Annotated in this window: 15 protein-coding genes and 1 tRNA gene; 12 read left to right on the top strand and 4 right to left on the bottom strand. The window is 68.7% G+C overall.

Translation table 11 applies throughout. The features are described from left to right. Nucleotides 1-163 precede the first annotated feature (163 nt). The 3 genes from FFT09_RS16025 to FFT09_RS16015 are packed head-to-tail and all read left to right on the top strand — an operon-like array spanning nucleotide 164 to nucleotide 2,777. The gene (locus tag FFT09_RS16025; RefSeq protein ID WP_081191087.1) at nucleotides 164-1,012 is read left to right on the top strand and encodes a class I SAM-dependent methyltransferase; all 849 of its coding nucleotides are present in this window, start codon (nucleotides 164-166) and stop codon (nucleotides 1,010-1,012) included. A 1-nt stretch (nucleotide 1,013) separates the two neighbouring features. Continuing rightward, entirely contained in the window at nucleotides 1,014-1,880 is an 867-nt protein-coding gene (locus FFT09_RS16020; RefSeq protein ID WP_138383149.1) for a GNAT family N-acetyltransferase, read from the top strand. Between the two features lie 21 nt (nucleotides 1,881-1,901). After that, entirely contained in the window at nucleotides 1,902-2,777 is an 876-nt protein-coding gene (locus FFT09_RS16015; protein ID WP_138383148.1) for a GNAT family N-acetyltransferase, read from the top strand. A 32-nt stretch (nucleotides 2,778-2,809) separates the two neighbouring features. Here the strand turns inward: FFT09_RS16015 and FFT09_RS16010 are convergent, their stop codons facing one another. Both FFT09_RS16010 and polA read right to left on the bottom strand, forming a co-directional pair. Continuing rightward, the gene (locus FFT09_RS16010; protein ID WP_208544429.1) at nucleotides 2,810-3,415 is read right to left on the bottom strand and encodes a hypothetical protein; all 606 of its coding nucleotides are present in this window, start codon (nucleotides 3,413-3,415) and stop codon (nucleotides 2,810-2,812) included. Between the two features lie 57 nt (nucleotides 3,416-3,472). Beyond that, the gene (gene polA, locus FFT09_RS16005) at nucleotides 3,473-6,184 is read right to left on the bottom strand and encodes a DNA polymerase I (RefSeq protein WP_138383147.1); all 2,712 of its coding nucleotides are present in this window, start codon (nucleotides 6,182-6,184) and stop codon (nucleotides 3,473-3,475) included. An 83-nt stretch (nucleotides 6,185-6,267) separates the two neighbouring features. Between polA and FFT09_RS16000 the strand changes: the two genes are divergently transcribed. Further along, the gene (locus FFT09_RS16000; RefSeq protein WP_081191092.1) at nucleotides 6,268-6,705 is read left to right on the top strand and encodes a hotdog fold thioesterase; all 438 of its coding nucleotides are present in this window, start codon (nucleotides 6,268-6,270) and stop codon (nucleotides 6,703-6,705) included. Nucleotides 6,706-6,864: 159 nt separating this feature from the next. Continuing rightward, nucleotides 6,865-8,220 carry a hypothetical protein gene (locus tag FFT09_RS15995; RefSeq protein ID WP_138383146.1) on the top strand — a complete coding sequence of 452 codons (1,356 nt, stop codon included), beginning with the start codon at nucleotides 6,865-6,867 and terminating at the stop codon, nucleotides 8,218-8,220. A 5-nt stretch (nucleotides 8,221-8,225) separates the two neighbouring features. On the opposite strand, the gene FFT09_RS15990 is transcribed toward FFT09_RS15995, so the two are convergent. After that, complete coding sequence (locus FFT09_RS15990; protein ID WP_024877885.1) at nucleotides 8,226-8,840, bottom strand: ANTAR domain-containing response regulator; 615 nt, start codon at nucleotides 8,838-8,840, stop codon at nucleotides 8,226-8,228. 220 nt (nucleotides 8,841-9,060) lie between these two features. Here FFT09_RS15990 and FFT09_RS15985 point away from each other — a divergent pair. From FFT09_RS15985 to FFT09_RS15970, 4 genes are all read left to right on the top strand, one after another. Continuing rightward, a tRNA-Leu gene (locus FFT09_RS15985) sits at nucleotides 9,061-9,134 on the top strand. Nucleotides 9,135-9,850: 716 nt separating this feature from the next. Continuing rightward, a complete protein-coding gene (locus FFT09_RS15980; RefSeq protein WP_425273060.1) occupies nucleotides 9,851-11,761 on the top strand; it encodes an ATP-dependent nuclease in 1,911 nt (636 codons plus the stop codon). Continuing rightward, nucleotides 11,758-13,557: a UvrD-helicase domain-containing protein gene (locus FFT09_RS15975; protein WP_167305386.1), complete on the top strand. Its 1,800-nt coding sequence runs from the start codon at nucleotides 11,758-11,760 to the stop codon at nucleotides 13,555-13,557. The genes FFT09_RS15980 and FFT09_RS15975 overlap by 4 nt, the downstream gene beginning before the upstream one ends. A gap of 61 nt (nucleotides 13,558-13,618) precedes the next feature. Then, nucleotides 13,619-14,415, top strand: a protein-coding gene (locus FFT09_RS15970; RefSeq protein WP_167305393.1) for an IS5 family transposase whose coding sequence is annotated in 2 segments (ribosomal slippage) — nucleotides 13,619-13,955 and nucleotides 13,955-14,415 — 798 coding nt in all. Because the reading frame shifts where the segments join, the coding sequence is not laid out codon by codon here. Nucleotides 14,416-14,500: 85 nt separating this feature from the next. On the opposite strand, the gene FFT09_RS15965 is transcribed toward FFT09_RS15970, so the two are convergent. Further along, a complete protein-coding gene (locus FFT09_RS15965; RefSeq protein WP_081191117.1) occupies nucleotides 14,501-15,691 on the bottom strand; it encodes a glycoside hydrolase family 64 protein in 1,191 nt (396 codons plus the stop codon). 347 nt (nucleotides 15,692-16,038) lie between these two features. On the opposite strand from FFT09_RS15965, the gene FFT09_RS15960 reads away from it, so the two are divergent. From FFT09_RS15960 to FFT09_RS15950, 3 genes are read left to right on the top strand one after another with little or no spacing between them, the layout of a single operon-like run. After that, the gene (locus FFT09_RS15960; RefSeq protein ID WP_138383142.1) at nucleotides 16,039-16,494 is read left to right on the top strand and encodes a YbaB/EbfC family nucleoid-associated protein; all 456 of its coding nucleotides are present in this window, start codon (nucleotides 16,039-16,041) and stop codon (nucleotides 16,492-16,494) included. A gap of 2 nt (nucleotides 16,495-16,496) precedes the next feature. After that, nucleotides 16,497-16,811, top strand: coding sequence for a type VII secretion target (locus FFT09_RS15955; protein WP_138383240.1), 315 nt, complete (start codon nucleotides 16,497-16,499; stop codon nucleotides 16,809-16,811). Then, complete coding sequence (locus FFT09_RS15950) at nucleotides 16,808-17,509, top strand: WXG100 family type VII secretion target (protein ID WP_138383141.1); 702 nt, start codon at nucleotides 16,808-16,810, stop codon at nucleotides 17,507-17,509. The genes FFT09_RS15955 and FFT09_RS15950 overlap by 4 nt, the downstream gene beginning before the upstream one ends. Nucleotides 17,510-17,511 lie beyond the last annotated feature (2 nt).

The following is a 17,511-nucleotide window of genomic DNA, read 5'->3' as shown; positions in this document are numbered from 1 at the left end:
GAGCATCACCGGACGGTGCGCGACCCCGAGACCCCAGCACCAGCTCGCTGGGTCGAAGGCAGCGCGAACCCACTGCGCTGAGTGTCATCCTACGCGGCCACATCATCTCCGCACAATCAGGGTCCGAGCACCGTCCGCGCCGCTTCGCGCGGACAATGACGCCGTGGCCGACGTAACAGATCCCGACCGGCACGCCCGCGCCGAGCAGGTCCTCGGCACCACGGGTGTCGCCCACCGTCCCGTGACCGCCGCCGAGGCCACTGCGGCCAACCTCGCCTGGTGGGACGCCGACGCCGACGACTACCACGACGAGCACGGCGCGTTCCTCGGTGACGCCGAGTTCGTGTGGTGTCCCGAGGGGCTTTCCGAGGCCGACGCACGACTGCTCGGCGACGTCTCCGGCGCCGACGTGCTGGAGGTGGGCTGCGGCGCGGCGTCCTGCGCGCGCTGGCTCACCGGGCGCGGGGCGCGGGCCGTGGCGTGCGACCTCTCGGCCGGGATGCTGCGCCACGCAAGGGAGGGCAACCGCCGCACCGGACTCGCACCCGCACTGGTCCAGGCCGACGCCGAGCACCTGCCCTTCGCGAGCGGGGCGTACGACGTCGCGTGCTCCGCGTTCGGGGCCGTTCCGTTCGTCGCCTCCGTCGAGACGCTGTTCCGCGAGGTGGCCCGTGTGCTCCGGCCGGGAGGCCGCTGGGTGTTCGCGGTGACCCACCCGATGCGCTGGATCTTTCCCGACGACCCCGGTCCCGCCGGGCTCACGGTGACGCAGCCGTACTTCGACCGCACCCCGTACGCGGAGGTCGACGCGGACGGCGCGGCGACCTACGTCGAGTACCACCGCACGCTGGGCGACTACGTTCGCGCTTTGCGGGCGGCGGGACTGCGGCTCGACGACCTGATCGAACCGGAGTGGCCGTCGGGGCACACCCGGGTCTGGGGCCAGTGGAGCCCGCTGCGGGGCAGGCTGTTCCCCGGCACTGCGATCTTCTGCTGCACCCGGAGTCCGTGACGTGCGGTGGTGGGATCCGCTGTTGCCCGGCACCGTGGCGGCCGGCGCGGGAGAGCGGGTCACCGCCGACGTGCCGGACCGGGGTCCGGTGTCGGCGGTGCTGTACCGGGCCCGCCACGACGGGTGGGCGGCGCTGTGGCAGCCGAGTGTGGTGTGGGAACTCGCGCCGGTCTCGCCCGACCCGGGCGCCGACGGTATGGCGGCGTTGCTCGCCGCGCTGCGCGAGCGGGTCCGGCGCGAACGGCCCGGGACGGACTCGGCGTGCGGTGTGACCTGGCCCAGCCGCGACCTGGCCGCCGCCACGGCGCTGGTGGCCCACGGCTTCGCGCCCTACGCGGTGCTCGCGGTGCGCGAGGCACGCAGGGCTGACGACGCGCACGACGACGCTCCGGTACGGGTGCGACCGGTGTCGGGCGTCGCCGCCGCACCGGAACTGACCGCACTGTGGCTGGCCGAACGCGAGTACGCCCTCGCGGTCGGTGCCGCCATCGCACGGGAGGGCGCCGAGGGTCTGCTGGCCCGCGAGGTGCGCCGTGTGCTGGCCGAAGGGGAGCCGGTCTGGCTCGCCGAGGCCGACGGGCTCGCCGTCGGCATGGCACTGTGCCGTCCGCCCGCGCCCCGTCCCCGGCTTCCGGACGGTGCGTGGCTGCACGTCGAGACCATGTCGGTGAGACCCGGCCACCGCGGCCGGGGCGTGGGCAGGGCGCTCGCGGCGGCCGTCCACACCGCCGCCGTCGACGGGCGGGCACGCGGCACCTCGGTGTTCTACAGTCCGCACAACGCGTTGTCGTCGGTGTTCTGGCACCGGCAGGGATACCGTCCACTCTGGACCTTCTGGGAGGCCCGGCCCGCGACGGCCGCGCGCTGACGAGCACGAACGGTGGAAGGCATGGACGAACCGGCCGATCTGGTGGCCGAGCAGGCCCAGCGCTGGGCCAGGCTCGACCCGCTGCTCCCTCCACCCGAGCCACCGCCCGAACCCGGCCGGGGACACACGCTCGTCGCCACCGTGGCGGGCGGTGGCCGGGTCACCGGCGTACTCGACGCCCGGACGGTGGACGGTATCGAGGTGCGGGAACTCAGGCCGTTCGTCGGCGACCACGGCGCCGCGGGAATGGAGGCGCTCCTGCGCGCGTGGCGTGCCGAACTGGACCGCGCACCGGTACCGGACGGGTCAGTGTGTTCCCTGCGCTGGCCGAGTCGCGACGCGCGGTGTGTGCTGCCACTGCTCGGCCACGGACTGCTGCCGGTGCTCGCGCTCGGCGTGCGGCTTGGCGACGCGGAGCGGGAGCCGCAGGGGCCGCGGCGACCCGCCGTACCGGTCCGGCGAGCGAGCCCGGCGGACACGGCCGCCCTGCGACGGCTGGCGGCACGTCCGACGGCCCGCTCGGAGCACTTCGCCGTGGCCGTGCCCCACTCGGCGGACCGGTGCGCGCGCACCGAGACGTGGGTGGCGGAGGGCACGAGCCGCGACACGGTGATCGGGCTGGTCGAGTTCGAGGCGACCACCTCACCGCGGCCCTGGCTGCCCGAGAGTGGATGGGGACTGATCCACCGCGTCTCGGTGGAGCCCGAGTCCCAGGGCACCGGCGTGGGCAGCGCACTCACCGGCACGGCCCACGACCTGCTGGCCGGCTCCGGGCACACCCGCACCGCCGTCTGGTACGGCTCGCTGAACCCGGTGGCCTCGGTGTTCTGGCACCGGCAGGGCTACCGACCGCTTTGGACCGTGTGGCAGTGCCGTCCCGCCTCCGCGCTGCGCTGACGGCACCGGGCGGCGACAGCGACACGGCGCCGTCAGCCCACGCGAGGTGCCAGCTTCAGCCACGATCCCGCCACGCCATGCACCCGAGGACGCGGGATCGTGGACCGTCGGCGGCGTCCGATCTCGTGGCGCGACGATGGCGAACCCGCCCGCGCCCGCGCGACGGCGGCACGGACCCCGGCCGCGATCTCGCCGTGCCCCAGGGGGCGGTCCCCCACCGCGGAGACATCACCGAGCAGGACGTACTGGGTCGGCCGCCCGGCCAGCGCACCCGCGTCGGCCTGCTCCGGAACCCCGTCCGCGCTGCGCGACCGCAGTTCCACGACCGGCGCGCTCGCGGAGAGCAACGGTTCCACCGCCGCCACCACGTCCTGCCGGTAGGCGTCGTGCAGCCAGGTCACCAGAAGGTCGGCCCGGTCGCCTCGCAGGGTGGCCTCGACCCGCCGCGCGAGCTCACGCGGCTCGTCCCAGTGCGCCTCGACCCACACCGCCCGGCCTTCGGGCTCGGGATCGCCGTCGACCGGGACCGGTGAGTACCGCCGGGACGGCAGCACCACACGCCAGCCTTCGATCACCAGGGTCCGTGCGAGATCGCTGAGCATTCCCGCACCGGCGAGGATGAGCGCAGTTGGAGCCATACCGGGGACATACCCGAACGGGCGATTTTCGAACCCATCCGGTCGACCCGCGCGACGTCAGTGCGCGGCTTCGTTCCAGGACCGGCCGACCCCCACCGACACCTCCAACGGCACCGCCAGCGCGTACGCCGCGCCCATCTCCCGGCGCACCAGTGTGTCGAGATCGTCCCGCTCACCGCTCGCGACCTCGAGCACAAGTTCGTCGTGTACCTGAAGCAGAACCCGGCTGCGCAGCGCGGACGCCGTCAGCGCCCGATGCACCCGCAGCATGGCCACCTTGATGATGTCCGCGGCACTGCCCTGGATGGGCGCGTTGAGCGCCATGCGCTCCGCCATCTCGCGGCGCTGCCGATTGTCGCTGGTGAGGTCGGGCAGGTAGCGCCGCCGCCCGAAGATCGTCTGCGTGTACCCGTCCTTGGCCGCCCGGTCCACCACCCCGTGCAGGTAGTCGCGCACCCCGCCGAACCGGAGGAAGTACTCGTCCATCAGGCCGCGCGCCTCCTCGGTGGAGATCCGCAGCTGCTGCGACAGGCCGTAGGCGGACAGTCCATAGGCGAGGCCATAGTTCATCGCCTTGATCTTGGCTCGCTGCTCGCCGGTGACCTCGGTGGGATCGACGCCGAACACCCGCGCCGCCGTGGCGGCGTGGAAGTCGAATCCCGACTGGAACGAGTCGATGAGCGCCTCGTCCTGCGACAGGTGCGCCATGATGCGCATCTCGATCTGGCTGTAGTCGGCGGTCATGAGCTCGGCGTAACCCTCACCGACCACGAACGCGTCCCGGATGCGGCGCCCCTCGTCGGTGCGGATCGGGATGTTCTGCAGGTTGGGGTCCACAGACGACAGGCGCCCCGTCGCCGCGATGGTCTGGTGCAGCGTGGTGTGAATGCGCCCGTCGTCGGCGATCGCCTTGATCAGGCCCTCGACCGTGGTGCGCAACCGGGTCGCGTCGCGGTGTTCGAGCAGGTGTTGCAGGAACGGGTGCTCGGTCTTCTCGAACAGTGTCTGCAGGGCGTCCGCATCGGTGGTGTAGCCGGTCTTGGTGCGCTTGGTCTTCGGCATCCCCAGCTCGTCGAACAGCACGACCTGCAACTGCTTGGGCGAGCCGAGGTTGATCTGCTTGCCGATGACGGAGTACGCCTGCTCGGTCGCCTGCTTCACCCGGCTCGCGTAGTGGGCCTCGAGCGTGGTCAGTGCGTCCGCGTCCACCGCGATGCCCGCGCCCTCCAGCTCCGCGATGACCGACAGCAGCGGCAGCTCGATGTCGGCGAGCAACGCGCTGCCCCCGGTGGCGTCGAGTTCGTCGGCCAGCGCGGCCGACAGCTCCTGGATCGCCCGCGCGCGCACCAGCTCCTCGTGCACGAGCTGGTCGTCGCCGTCGCCGTCAGAGTCGAGCAGTGACAGCTGCCCGTCGTCCTTGCCGCTCTCCGAGCGCAGCTCGCGGCGCAGATACCGCAGCACGAGATCGTCGAGTTCGAAGGACCGCTGCCCCGGCCGGACCAGGTAGGCGGCCAGTTCCGTGTCCATCGCGAGCCCGGCGAGCCGCCAGCCACGGGCACGCAGCCCGTGCAGCGGAGTCTTGAGCGAGTGCCCGACCTTGCGCACGGCGTCGTCGGCGAGCCACCGCGACAACGCCCGCTCGTCGTCCTCCGTCAGCGAGGTGACGTCGAGGAAGGCCCCCTCTCCGTCGGGCGCGGCGAGCGAGACCGACAGCACGTCGGACGTCACCGAGGCTCCTGTGGTGCGGAAGGCCAGTCCCACCGTGGTGCCACTGCCCGCGTGCCGGGACAGCCAGTCCGCGACCGCACCCGGTCGCAGCGCCTCTCCCGCGGCCTCGAACCCGGCGTCGGCCTCCGGCTCCGCGCTCGACAGCGACGCGAACAGCCGGTCGCGCAGGACGCGGAACTCCAGCTCGTCGAACAAGCGGTGCACGGCGTCGCGGTCCCACGGGCGCACGGCGAGCTCGGCGGGCCCGGTCTCCAGCGGCACGTCCCGCACCAGCTCGGTGAGACGGCGGTTCAGCATCACGGAGTCCAGGTGCGACCGCAGCGCGTCACCGACCTTGCCCTTCACCTCGTCGACGCGGTCGATCAAGTCGTCGAGCGACCCGAACTGCCTGACCCACTTCGCCGCCGTCTTCTCGCCGACGCCCGGGATGCCGGGCAGGTTGTCGGACGGATCGCCCCGCAGGGCGGCGAAGTCGGGGTACTGCACGGGTGAGAGCCCGTACTTCTCCTGCACGCCACCCGGATCGAAGCGCACCAGATCCGACACGCCCTTGCGCGGGTAGAGGACCGTCACCGAGTCGTTGACCAGCTGCAGCGCGTCGCGATCACCAGTACAGACGAGCACGTCGTAGTCGCCGCCCGCCTGTGTGGTCAGCGTGGCGATGACGTCGTCGGCCTCGTAGCCCTCCTTGGCCAGCACCGGAATCGCGAGCGCGTCCAGGATCTCCTTGATCAGCTCGACCTGCCCCTTGAAGTCGTCCGGGGTCGTGAGCCGGTTCGCCTTGTAGTCGGCGAAGGTCTCCGAACGGAAGGTCTTGCGCGACACGTCGAACGCCACGGCGACGTGGGTGGGCGTCTCGTCCCGCAGCAGGTTGATCAGCATCGAGGTGAATCCGAACACCGCGTTGGTGACCTGCCCCGTCGAGGTCCTGAACCGGTCGGCGGGCACCGCGAAGAAGGCCCGGTACGCCATCGAGTGACCGTCGATGAGCAGCAGCCGGGGTGTGTCGTTCGCTACGAGAGTGTTCTGGTTGGGGCTCACGTCCGTGAGTCTAGGGTGGAGGCCCGACAGGCTCGCTGCGCGTCGGCCCCAGGCCCGAAGAGCCCCGAGGAAGGAATCACGCGGTGACCGAGAACCCGTCCGAAGAGCTGGTCCGTGCCCTGCTCGCCGGGGCGACGCCGGAGATCGCCGAACAACAGCTCAACGACAAACTCGGCCTCACCTTCGTCGACCTGACGCCGGAGCGGGTCAGCGCGACCATGCCGGTCAAGGGAAATCTTCAGCCCTTCGGGTTACTTCACGGTGGCGCGAACGCGGTACTCGCCGAGGCGCTCGGCTCCACGCTCGCCGCACTCAACGCGGGTCCCGACCGCATGGCCCTGGGGCTGGAGCTGTCCTGCACCCACCACCGGCCCGCGATCGCGGGCCTGGTCACCGGTGTCGCCACTCCCGTCCACGTCGGGCGTGGCACCGTCACCTCCGCCATCGAGATCACCGACGAGGCGGGCAAGCGCACCTGCACCGCCCGGCTCACGTGCGTCGTGCGCGACCGCACGGCCTGAGACTCACCACGGGCGGACGAACGGAACCGTCGGTGCACCACCCGGCCGAGTGATGTTGTGCCGCGACGCGGCTCGCTCACCAGCCTTGCGTCACGAGCGGCTCCGTTCGCTCACCCGGCGCCCCTGGTGTCGTCCTGGATGGCCGTTAGCCTCACCGGCATGACCCGCGACCACCCCACCACGGCCGACCCCGAGCACGAGGCCGACGACCTCGACTACCGCGACCTGCTCGGCACCGACCGGCTCGCGCCGATCCGGCTTCCCCCGCTCTCCGAGCTCGCCACCGCGGCGCGGGAGAGCCGGTTACTCACGGCAGCGAACGCGCTGGCGGCCTGGGTCGGCGATTCCCGGCCCGTCGACACCGACACCGGGCTGCCGCACGCGGACGCCGAGACGGAGGTAGTCCGGCAACTCACGGCCGCGGGCCACCTGCCCGACGACACCACAGCGCCGCGGGAGCTGCGGCAACTGTGGGAACTGGCCGAGGACCTGAACTTCATCGACATCGGCGAGACCGAGGCGTCGGAAGGCGAGGGCCTCCGCGAGTGGCGGGACGGCGACGACGAGGCGGTGCTCTCGGTGTGGTCGCAGGGCTTCGCCGCGCTGTCCGCGTGGAGCCTGGCGATCGACGCCGAGTACGACGGTGAGCCGGACCTGGTCTTTCACGGCGCGGGCACGAGCGTCCTGCCGCTGTTCTCGGCGCGCGAGGACGGCATCACCCTGGACGGGTGGAACGAACTGGTGCAGGAGTCGGTGGAACTGGACACGGAGCCCGAGGTCTTCGGCGCCGCGTGGTCCGCGTGGGTCGAGCGGCACGGTGAGCCCGGTGCCGTGTTCGCCGACCGGCTGGAGCGCTTGGGCGCGGTGCTCCCGGGCGAGTCCCGCATCACGCTGACTCCCCTGGGCTCGTACGTCCTCTGGAAGGAGATCAGCGAGGATGTCGAGGTGGGGCTGCTGCCGGATCCCGCAGCGGTGACGGCGCGCGAACTGGTGGCGGTCACGGTGCTGGGCACCGACGCGCAGGCGGAGCAGGAATGGCACCCCTGGCGCGCGGCCCGCTCGGCACACCAGGCCGCGCGAGAGCTCGCGGAAGTGGCCGCCACCGGTACGCCCGCGGAGCGTGCGACGGCCACGGTGCTGCTGGCCGACCTCGGCTCCGAGGTGGACGACGTGTGGCGCGAACTGCTCGACGATCCGACCCTGCGCCCGTACGCCAAGCAGGCACTGGGTGCAGATCACGCTGTATCGCCGGAGTTCGCACTGTCCGACGCCGACATGGCCTTGCTGATCGCCGATGTCTTCTGCGACACGGATATCGACCACCCGCCGCCCGAAATCGGCGAACTGCTCGAGGAAACCGTGACACCCGACGATGTGGAGGTGTTCGACGCGATGTGGCGCCTCGACCACCCAGGAGGTGCGGACACGCTGCGTCTCTTCGGCCGCCACCACCCGGACAAGAAGGTGGCCAAAGCCGCGAGGACCGCCTCCTTCAAGGCCGAAGGACGCCGCTGACCGTCTCAGGCGCCGATACTCTCCACGACTGCTTCCGCGACCGCCTTCATGGTGGTCCGCCGGTCCATGGCGGTGCGCTGGATCCAGCGGAAGGCGTCGGGCTCGCTGAGGCCCTGGTTGGTCATCAGCAGGCCCTTGGCGCGGTCGATGAGCTTGCGGGTTTCCAGGCGCTCGGTCAGTCCGGCTACCTCGGCTTCGAGGGCCTGCAACTCGGCGAACCGGCTGACGGCAAGCTCGATGGCGGGCACGAGGTCGCGCTTGGCGAAGGGCTTCACGAGATACGCCATCGTCCCGGCCTCCCGAGCCCGCTCGACCAGGTCGCGCTGGCTGAACGCCGTGAGGATCACAACGGGGGCGATCCGATCACCAGTGATCTTCGCGGCGGCCTCGATCCCGTCGAGCTTCGGCATCTTCACGTCGAGGATCACCAGGTCGGGCTTGAGTTCGCCGGCGAGGGTGATGGCCTCTTCCCCGTCACCCGCTTCGCCGACCACCTCGTAGCCTTCCTCGCGAAGCATCTCGACGAGGTCGAGCCGGATCAGTGCTTCATCCTCCGCGACGAGTACGCGACGCTGCGGAGCGGGGGCGGCATCATTGGCCTCGGTAGCCTCTTCGGTCACCGGGCTCCTCCTGGACGGTCGACGGGGCTGGGTACGTGCGGTAACCCGCGGTCCCGAGGCTACCGGCAAACAGCGGAGACGTCGGGATGGCGTTCACCACGTGCAGTGATCATCACGTACCTCTGTGACAAGCGCCGCACGCCGGTGTTGCGACGAGGCAAACGCCGGACCGGCCCCCGATCCCGGAGAGACCAACCACCCCGAGTACTATGCGGATCACGCCCCCGTAGCCCAATCGGCAGAGGCAGCGGACTCAAAATCCGTCCAGTGTGCGTTCGAGTCGCACCGGGGGCACTGGCTCTGACCTGCCACAACAACTTTATACGAGATCAGCAGCGTTAGCTCGTTCATGACGGTGTCCATGAGTACACTCTCGGTCATGGTCAAGAGCTAACGCCACGCGCTCGCGTGGCTCCATTCGGCAGCGCGGAGGATCGCTGCAGGTCCGCCTATTCTCGGGCCGTGACCCGTCACCGGCAAGGACACCTACCTGTCAACGAGCGTCAAGGGCACCGACAAGGCCGCTTACCGCACCGCCGAGGACAACCTGTCGGAGTTCCGCACGCAGGTTATCAACCAGCGCTCGGCATCGTCCACAGTGACGCTCGGCCACACGCTGGACTATTGGCTACGGGTGACCGCTATCGAGTACAGCACACACAAGACGTACGCGAGCTACATCGAGCGCACGTTTAAGCCAGTTTTGGGCGATTTGAAGGTCAAAAGATCGACGCCCGCACTCTGGAGAGTGTCCACACGGAGATACGCCGATGCCGCATCCAGTGCGACGGTAAGCCCTACATCGAGAAGCACAAGACCACCAACGAGCACGACTGCGCGGAGCAGGACTGCAAGGTGCAAAAGTGGCGCCCGATGGCGTCGTTGAGGCGCGGTTAGCGCAGCGGCTCGTCGGTATTGGTTGGTAACGCGGGTCGCCGAAATTGCGACGCACAGGTAGACGATCACCCACATCTCCTCGCTACCGCGAGCACGGCGGGTGGCATTGGTTCGTGTGTAGAGGGGACACTGTGTGGCTCAAGTCGGTCGGCGCTGCGAGCTTCCGTTCACTACTTTCTGTGACGGTTCAACTCCGTGAACATCTGACTGTGGTCATCGGGGAGAACAACGGCGGCAAATCCAACCTGCTCGACGCCATCCGGTTGCTCACCGATCCCCTCGACGGGCGGCGCGATCGGTACTGGGATATGAACGACATCTCCCGCGCATCCGATGTCGCAGCGGCCACCTTGACCGCCGAATACGAGATCACCGATCCGGATCAGCTCGGTACCTATGGCCAAGGCGCGCTCGCGGACATGTCGACGGTGCGCTATCGGCTCAGCTTCACTGCCCCGACTGGTGCGCACATCCGCGGGCGAATCACCTGGGTCGCCGGACAAGACGCCAGCAGCGACCGCGACCCCGAACCCGAAGCGCGGGAACGGTTGCGGCACGTTTACCTCCCCCCGCTGCGCGACGCGCAGCGGGAGCTGAGCTCAGGATCCGGGCAACGGCTGCGCATCATCCTGCGGTATCTCCTCGCCGAGGAGGGTCTAGACGAGGACGAGTTCGTCGAGGATGTGAAGCAGAAGTTCGACGAAATCCGCCAGCACAAGATCCTCGATCAGGTCCACAGCGCCGTCCGCGCCCCGCTGGCCGACGTGACAGCAGGTGCCAGCCAGCAAGATGCCGAGGTCGCCCTAGCCGACCCGGACCTGCTGTCGATCGCGCGGGCGTTGCGGCTGCGAATGAACGACCGGGGACTCGATCCTCGCGACATCGTCGAGTCGGGACTCGGCTACGCCAACCTGCTGTTCATCGCGACCGTGCTCGTCGAGCTCCGCGCGGCCCGTGACCACGACCTGACAATCTTCCTGGTGGAGGAGCCTGAGGCACATTTGCACCCCCAGCTGCAGACTTTGCTGGTGGAGTACTTGCGGGATGCGGCTACAGGCGCCGCGCGACAACCCGCACCCGGCGACTACGCCGGACGGATCCAGGTCGTAGTCACCACCCACTCGCCGCTTATCGCCGCGTCCACCGACATCGCCGACTTGGTCGTCCTCAAAAGGCACCCGCTCACCGCCGCCGAGCAGTCCTCGGACGCGCCGCCCCTGGCCACCCACGGCGCGCCCGACAATGCAGCCCTCGGTGTCGGCAGCGCGTACGAAACAAAGGCGATCCCACTGGCCGAGCTCGATCTTCAACGCGGGGGCGACAAGCTCAAGCGCTACCTGGACGCGACCCGCAGCGCCATGCTGTTCGGCCCGCGCGTCGTGCTTGTCGAAGGGATTGCTGAAGCGCTCCTGGTCCCCACGTTTGCGCGCCGCGTCCTGTCCCGGCCCGATCCCGCGCCCCTGTTCAGTCAGCCCGAGGCGCCGGAGCAGGCTCGTGCGCGGGCCGCGTGGGCACGATTTGCCGGCAGCACCCTGGTGCCAATCGACGGTGTCGACTTCGAGCCCTACGTCCGCGTTCTGCTGACCGCGCACAAAGGTGGACGTGTCGCCGAGCGGGTCGCGGTGATCACTGATGAGGACCCTAGCGTCCCTGGCGACCGCCAACGGCGTCTCGAGGAGCTCGCCGAGGCGTTGGGAGCCAGTGACCGGTTCGCGGTGTTCCTCGGCCGTCCCACGTTGGAACCAGAACTGATGCGGGCCGGGCCGAGCAACCACGACGTGATCGGCAAGGCCTACATGAAGCAGCGCCCGCAGGCTGGCCCTGCGGAATGGGCGCACATCATCGATACCGAGGATCCGACCCTCCAGGTCGAGCGGTTCATGACGGGCTTCAAGAATCACCACCTTAAGAAGGGCGATTTCGCGCAAGCCGTCGCCGAGAGCGCTGCCACGAGCGATTTCGTTGTTCCGCAGTACCTACAGGACGCGGTCCGATGGATCGCCAAAGTGGACGAATTCGAATGACTAGCATCGAGCAACGGCGCGCGATCGCCGTCGAGCAGCAGCAGCGTGTTGTGCGCACCTCAGCGCCGGCGTATGTGCAAGCATGTCCCGGCGCCGGCAAGACCCGTGTCATCGTGGAACGGCACCTCACCCGCCCCATCTACGGTGCGCGCCGAGGTCGCGCGCTGGTGTCGTTCACTAATGTCGCGTGCGCCGAAATTCAGCAACGCTGTACTGAGAAGGCCAGGGGCGACTTGCTGCGATTTCCGCACTTCGTCGGCACCGTCGACACCTTCCTGTGGCGATATCTGGTCCGGCCCTTCATCGAGCCCGATCGGCGGCGACATCGCATCGACTCTTGGGACCGAATCAACGCCGTCGTTACCGTCCCTGCGCGGCCACACGATCACAAAATTCGGCTCAGTGACTTCCAGTTCCGCCACGACTTGAACACCGGCCGGTGTATCGCACAGATACAGCAGTCCAATCGCGTGTACCCCGTTCTGAATAGGCTGAAGGCGGAAGGGCTGGTCCAGCAGGCCGAAGCCGAGGCAGTTCGCCTGCGAACCGAGTACGCCCGCGACGACGGCTACGTCACCGGCCACGAGATTCGCGTCCTCGCGCGGTATTATCTGCGGACTCGGTACGTAGACGTGGTTTCTCTGCTGCGCACCCGCTTCGACGAGATCATCATCGACGAAGCGCAAGACTGCTCGAACCTTGACCTGGCGATCCTCGCGGAAGTCCGCGACGCCGCCATCCCACTGTTGTTCATCGGAGACCCCGACCAGGCCATCTACGAGTTCCGCGGAGCTGAGCCCGATTGTGTGCGGGCCTTCGGCGCCACACTCGCCGAGCAAATCAAACTGACCGGCAACTGGCGCAGCACCTCTGCGATCTGTCAGACCGCCGCAACTTTGCGCCCGAAGTGGCTCGCGCGGCCAGCCGACGACCCCGTCGGAGATCACCACTGCGACGGCAATGGCATCCTGCTTCTCCGAGCTAGCAACGCTGTCGAGGTCGACGCCGCCGTCACCACATTCATCGCCCAGTCCCGTAACTTGGAGATTCCCGCTGATCAACAACTCATCCTCGCCCACGCGGGCCGGCGCCTGCCGAAAGGAAGCGCAGGCTCGACACAGCCCCCCGCGAGCCCAATCGCCGCGCGCGTAGCGTGGGCAGCTGCCGTGCTGTCCGATTCACATCCGCAGCGAGTCCGCGACACTGCCTACGACATCCTCGAACGAGCTCTAATCACGTACTGGTACAGCGGCACCGACGGCGCCACGATCGACGTGCTCTGCGACAGAAACGGCTTGGACCGGGCCGCGTTCCGACGGCTCGCCGCTCGAGCGGGGTGCGCACTGCCCGGGGTTAGCCAGGGGACCTTCGCTGAGTGGTGCAAGGAAGCCAACGCGGTGTTCAAGCAGTTCCCACCCAACCCTGGCCAAAGGCGCGCGAGTCAGGGCGGCAGGTTGGTGGCGGGTGCCGCGAAGGATAAATCCCCGCGAAATGTGGCGGCGGTGTCCGCTGGGGGCGGTGGCGAGATCAGGGCTTCGGTCATCCACCAGGTCAAGGGAGAAGAAGCCGACGCGGTGCTCGTCGTCGTCCCTGATGAGGACCGCACCACCGCGACAGTCGATGCCTGGACCAGCGGCGAGCACCCACCGGAGATCGCGGAGAACCTGCGCGTGTTGTACGTCGCCGTTAGCCGGGCTCGCCGTCTACTCGCGCTTGCGCTCCCCAACTCCGTTTTCGAAACGGTACAAGACCACCTTAAGGCGGAAGGGATCCCCACTCGCACTGCAGCGACTTAGAGCGTGTCTCGTTTGGATCTTGCTGGGATGTGTGCAACGATCTTGGATCGTGATCGACTCGTTGTCGCGACGGTTGGTGCCGGATGAGTTGTGGGCGCTGGTGGAGCCGCTGATCCCGTCGGCGAAGGTGCGTCCGCAGGGTGGTGGACGTTCGCGGACGGATCCGCGGGCGGTGTTCACCGCGATCGTGTTCGTGTTGACCAGTGGCTGCGCGTGGCGGCATCTCCCCCCGTCGTTCGGGGTATCGGTACCCACGGCGCATCGGACTCTCACCGAGTGGACCGAGGCCGGGCTGTGGCGGCGGTTGCACCAGGCGGTGCTGGACGAGCTGGGCAGCCAAGGGTTGATCGACTGGTCCCGCGCGGTCCTGGACGGAGCCTCCGCCAGGGCCAAAAAAGGGGATCGTTGACCGGGCCGAACCCGGTGGATCGCGGCAAGCCCGGCTCGAAGATCCATGTCCTGTCCGACCGTGCCGGCCTACCCCTGGCAGTCGGTGTCTCCGCCGCGAACACCCACGACAGTCAGGCACTCAAACCCCTGGTCAACGCTATTCCCGCCATCCGCTCCCGCCGAGGACCACACCGCCGCAAACCCGCCAAACTGCATGCCGACAAGGCCTACGACATCCCCGCCCTATACACCTGGCTCCGGCACCGTGGGATCGTCCCCCGCATCGCCCGCAAAGGCATCGAACCCTCCGACAAACTGGGCAAACACCGTTGGATCATCGAGCGCACGATCGCCTGGCTGACCGGCTACCGGCGCATGACATTGCGCTACGAACGCAAAGCCAGCCACTTCCACGCCTTCCTCACCCTCGCCGCCACCCTCACCAGCTACAAGAAACTCACCAAATGAGACACGCTCTAAGAGTGTGGCTTTCAGGATTCGGAACAAGAGGCCGGTTCCCGGCCGATCAACTCGGCTCGCACCGTCGCCGAGATCAGCGGATGCTGCCGAGCGTGACCGTCAGCAGCTCGGGGTCGCCGTGGTTGACCTTGCCGCTGTGGTCTTCGTTCGCGTTCGCGCTGACGTCGTCGTAGGCGAACGCGTAGCCTTTGCCGTCCGGCAGGTTCTCGTGCACGACGCGGGCGTAGTGGTTCGTGACCGGATGCTGGTAGAAGGTCGCCGGGTCCTCACCGTGCGGCTGCTCGGGGTTGATCAGCAACGTCGTCCGGTTGAAGGCAGCGGCGAGCCGGGGAACGATCGCTTTGCGCTCCTCGCTGTCGGTGCCCGGGTTGTTGGCGAACGGTCCGCTGTTGCAGCCCCAGATGTCGCCCGTGGTCGGCTTGCCGAAGCGTTCCGCGCCGAACACCAGGTCGCTGCCCTCGACGCGCCCCTGAAGGATGCCGATGTCGCCGCGCTGCGAGTCGACGATCAACGGTTCGCTCGCGTACTTCTGCCACACCTGGTCGACGTAATCGCTCATGTACCCGGCGAAGTCTCCCGCCCGGTGGTTCGGGTTGAGCACGCGGACGACGCTGCCGTTCGCCTCCTGGACGCAGGTCGGCCACGAGCCTCCCTGTGCCCGCAAGGACGAGGCGATGCGGTCGATCGCTCCGCCGGGCAGGCCGGGAACTTCCTGGGTTCCGCCAGCGTGCGCCAGGTGCAGGGCCACCGGCGCGGCGACGAAGTCGACGTAGCTGATGTTGGCGTACAACTGGACCGAATTGAGGGTGAACTCGGCGAATGTCCAGTTTCTGCCGAAGTTGGGGTCGGTGTCGGCGACGAAGTTCGGATGCACGACCGCGGTTCTGCCGTCGGCCCCCTGCACGGCGAGAAATTCGAGTTTGTCGTCGGTCACGAAATAGACCCGCGCGCCGAACATGCGGGGAACCACGACCTCGGTCGAACCATTCACCGGGACGGCGGGGTCCTCCCCGAGTGGCTGGGGCACGGGGCCACTCGCCGCAGGGTAGTACACGCTGCCGTCGGGGCGGACGAACATGGCGCGCCCGTCCGCGTCCGCCTGGCCGGTGATGTAGGCGTAGGCGGTTCTCCCGGAGTTGTTCACCAGCCGGAACCGAAGACTTTCCGGCGCGGCCGTCGCGAACGGTGCGGTCAGCGATCCGGCCCACAGCGGGGAGCTGAGCGCCGCGGCCGACATCCCGAGAAACTGCCGCCGTGAAACCATGGGATTTCCTCCGAAAGCCGCGTGTCGTCTCGACGAATGTGCTGGACACGCAGTGTCCCGGCCGGGCCAAGAAGCCGCTACCTCCGAAAGTTGTTCCGGAGACGCCATTCTGCGCGCGCTTATCGTCGCATTTCGAAGAGCGCGTCAGCGAGTTCGTTGGGTGGCTCGGCGGTAGTCGACGTTCGCGACAGCGGAACGGCCGGATCAGCCAGAACCCGGACGTGGACACTGTGCGGAGGTTCCGGGTGTGCGGCCATTCGAGCTATTTCATCGCTGGTACCGCTCCTTCGGGCAGCGGATCGCTACCCTCTGGAAGCGCACAGCCGTTGCACACCCTGGGGGGAAGCGTGGACGGGAACATTCTCGATCCGGACGGCGCTCGGGAGAGGTTGGCCGCGTGGAAGGGCCACATCGAACAGCTGGCCGCGGACACCCAGACGATGAGCTCCCGGTTGCAGGAGGTCCGGGTCACGGCGACCGACCCCGGCGGGCTCGTCGAGGTCACGATCGATTCGACCGGTGCTCTGGTCGACCTCACGCTGAGCGGCCGCATGGAGAGCACCAAACCGGACGTGGTGTCGCGGACGATCATGGAGACCCTCGCGGCGGCGAAGAACCAGCTGGCCGACCGGTCGCAGGAGATCATCGCCGACACGGTGGGCACCGAGTCGCCCGCCGCGCGGGCGATCGCGGAGTCCGTCGGTAACCACCTGCGCAGCGAGCCTGCCCGGGACGCTGCCGCCACCCCGGAATCCGACGCCGAGGAGGGCTTCGAGGACCGTTCGTTCCTGGAGCGGGGGTGACCATGGGCAAGGGTTACGCCGTCAACGCCGAGCAACTTCGCGCGCATGCCGACAGGATCGAGCAGATCCAGGCGCGCTTCGACGCCGTGAAAGGTGCCAGCGCACACATCCAGCAGGACGATCAGGCGTACGGGCTGCTCTGCGCGTGGATCGCCGGGGTCCTCGAAGGCAGGCACGCCCGGCAGGACGAGCTGATCGACTTCGTCGCGGAGAACCTGACGCTCGCCGCCCAGGCGTTGCGCGCCGCCGCGGACGTCTACGAGAGCCGCGAGCGGGAGTACACGGAGCTGATTCAGTCGTCCGGCGCGCTGCCATGAGCGACGATTCCCTGGTCGCTCCGGTCGAGTCGTCCCGCAAGCCATGGACCGGGTCCGGGATGGCGGAGAGCATCGAGGGCCTGGTCACCTCGATCCAGAGCGAGGACTGGGTGACCGGCGCGATGGCCGGGGTGGGGCTGGGCCTCGAGGTCGCATCGACCGTGCTGGACCCCTTCAGTGCCCTGCTCTCCAACGGGATCGGCTGGGCCATGGAGTACTTCGAGCCGCTGCGGGAGATCCTCGACGAGCTGACCGGCATGCCGGACGTGGTCGCCTCGCACGCCGCGACCTGGAACAACATGGCCGGGCAACTCGGCACCATGGCCGAGGACCTCAGCGCGGGCCTCGAGAGCGACCTGCCCGGCTGGCAGGGCGGGGCGGCCGAGGCTTACCACGCGATGATGGGCAACAACGCGGAGGCCATCGGCGGCCTGGCCGCGATCTCCGCCGCCATGGCCTCGGCGACCGAAGGCGCGGGCGGCCTCGTGCAGATGACCCGGGAGATCGTGCGCGATCTGATCGCGGACCTGGTGGCGAGGGTGGTGGTGTGGGCGGTCGAGGCGATCTTCGTGGTGACGATCCCGGTGATCGCCGCCCAGATCGTCGCGGCGGTGGCCAAGTGGGCCGGCCGGATCTTCGACTACGTCACGAGCCTGATCGACAGCCTGACGAACCTGAGCAAGCTCCTGAACGGTTGAGG

The organism is Saccharomonospora piscinae (genome assembly GCF_005862235.1).
Lineage (GTDB): Bacteria > Actinomycetota > Actinomycetes > Mycobacteriales > Pseudonocardiaceae > Saccharomonospora > Saccharomonospora piscinae.
The sequence above is the reverse complement of the archived record's forward strand: the minus strand, read 5'-3'. Positions and strand labels throughout refer to the sequence as shown.

What these genes read in the sequence shown, in the direction of transcription:
- FFT09_RS16015 (WP_138383148.1), top strand. Translation starts at nt 1,902, where the DNA reads ATGGACGAACCGGCCGATCTGGTGGCCGAGCAGGCCCAGCGCTGGGCC.
- FFT09_RS16010 (WP_208544429.1), bottom strand. Translation starts at nt 3,415, where the DNA reads ATGGCTCCAACTGCGCTCATCCTCGCCGGTGCGGGAATGCTCAGCGAT.
- FFT09_RS15995 (WP_138383146.1), top strand. Translation starts at nt 6,865, where the DNA reads ATGACCCGCGACCACCCCACCACGGCCGACCCCGAGCACGAGGCCGAC.
- FFT09_RS15975 (WP_167305386.1), top strand. Translation starts at nt 11,758, where the DNA reads ATGACTAGCATCGAGCAACGGCGCGCGATCGCCGTCGAGCAGCAGCAG.
- FFT09_RS15965 (WP_081191117.1), bottom strand. Translation starts at nt 15,691, where the DNA reads ATGGTTTCACGGCGGCAGTTTCTCGGGATGTCGGCCGCGGCGCTCAGC.
- FFT09_RS15955 (WP_138383240.1), top strand. Translation starts at nt 16,497, where the DNA reads ATGGGCAAGGGTTACGCCGTCAACGCCGAGCAACTTCGCGCGCATGCC.
- FFT09_RS15950 (WP_138383141.1), top strand. Translation starts at nt 16,808, where the DNA reads ATGAGCGACGATTCCCTGGTCGCTCCGGTCGAGTCGTCCCGCAAGCCA.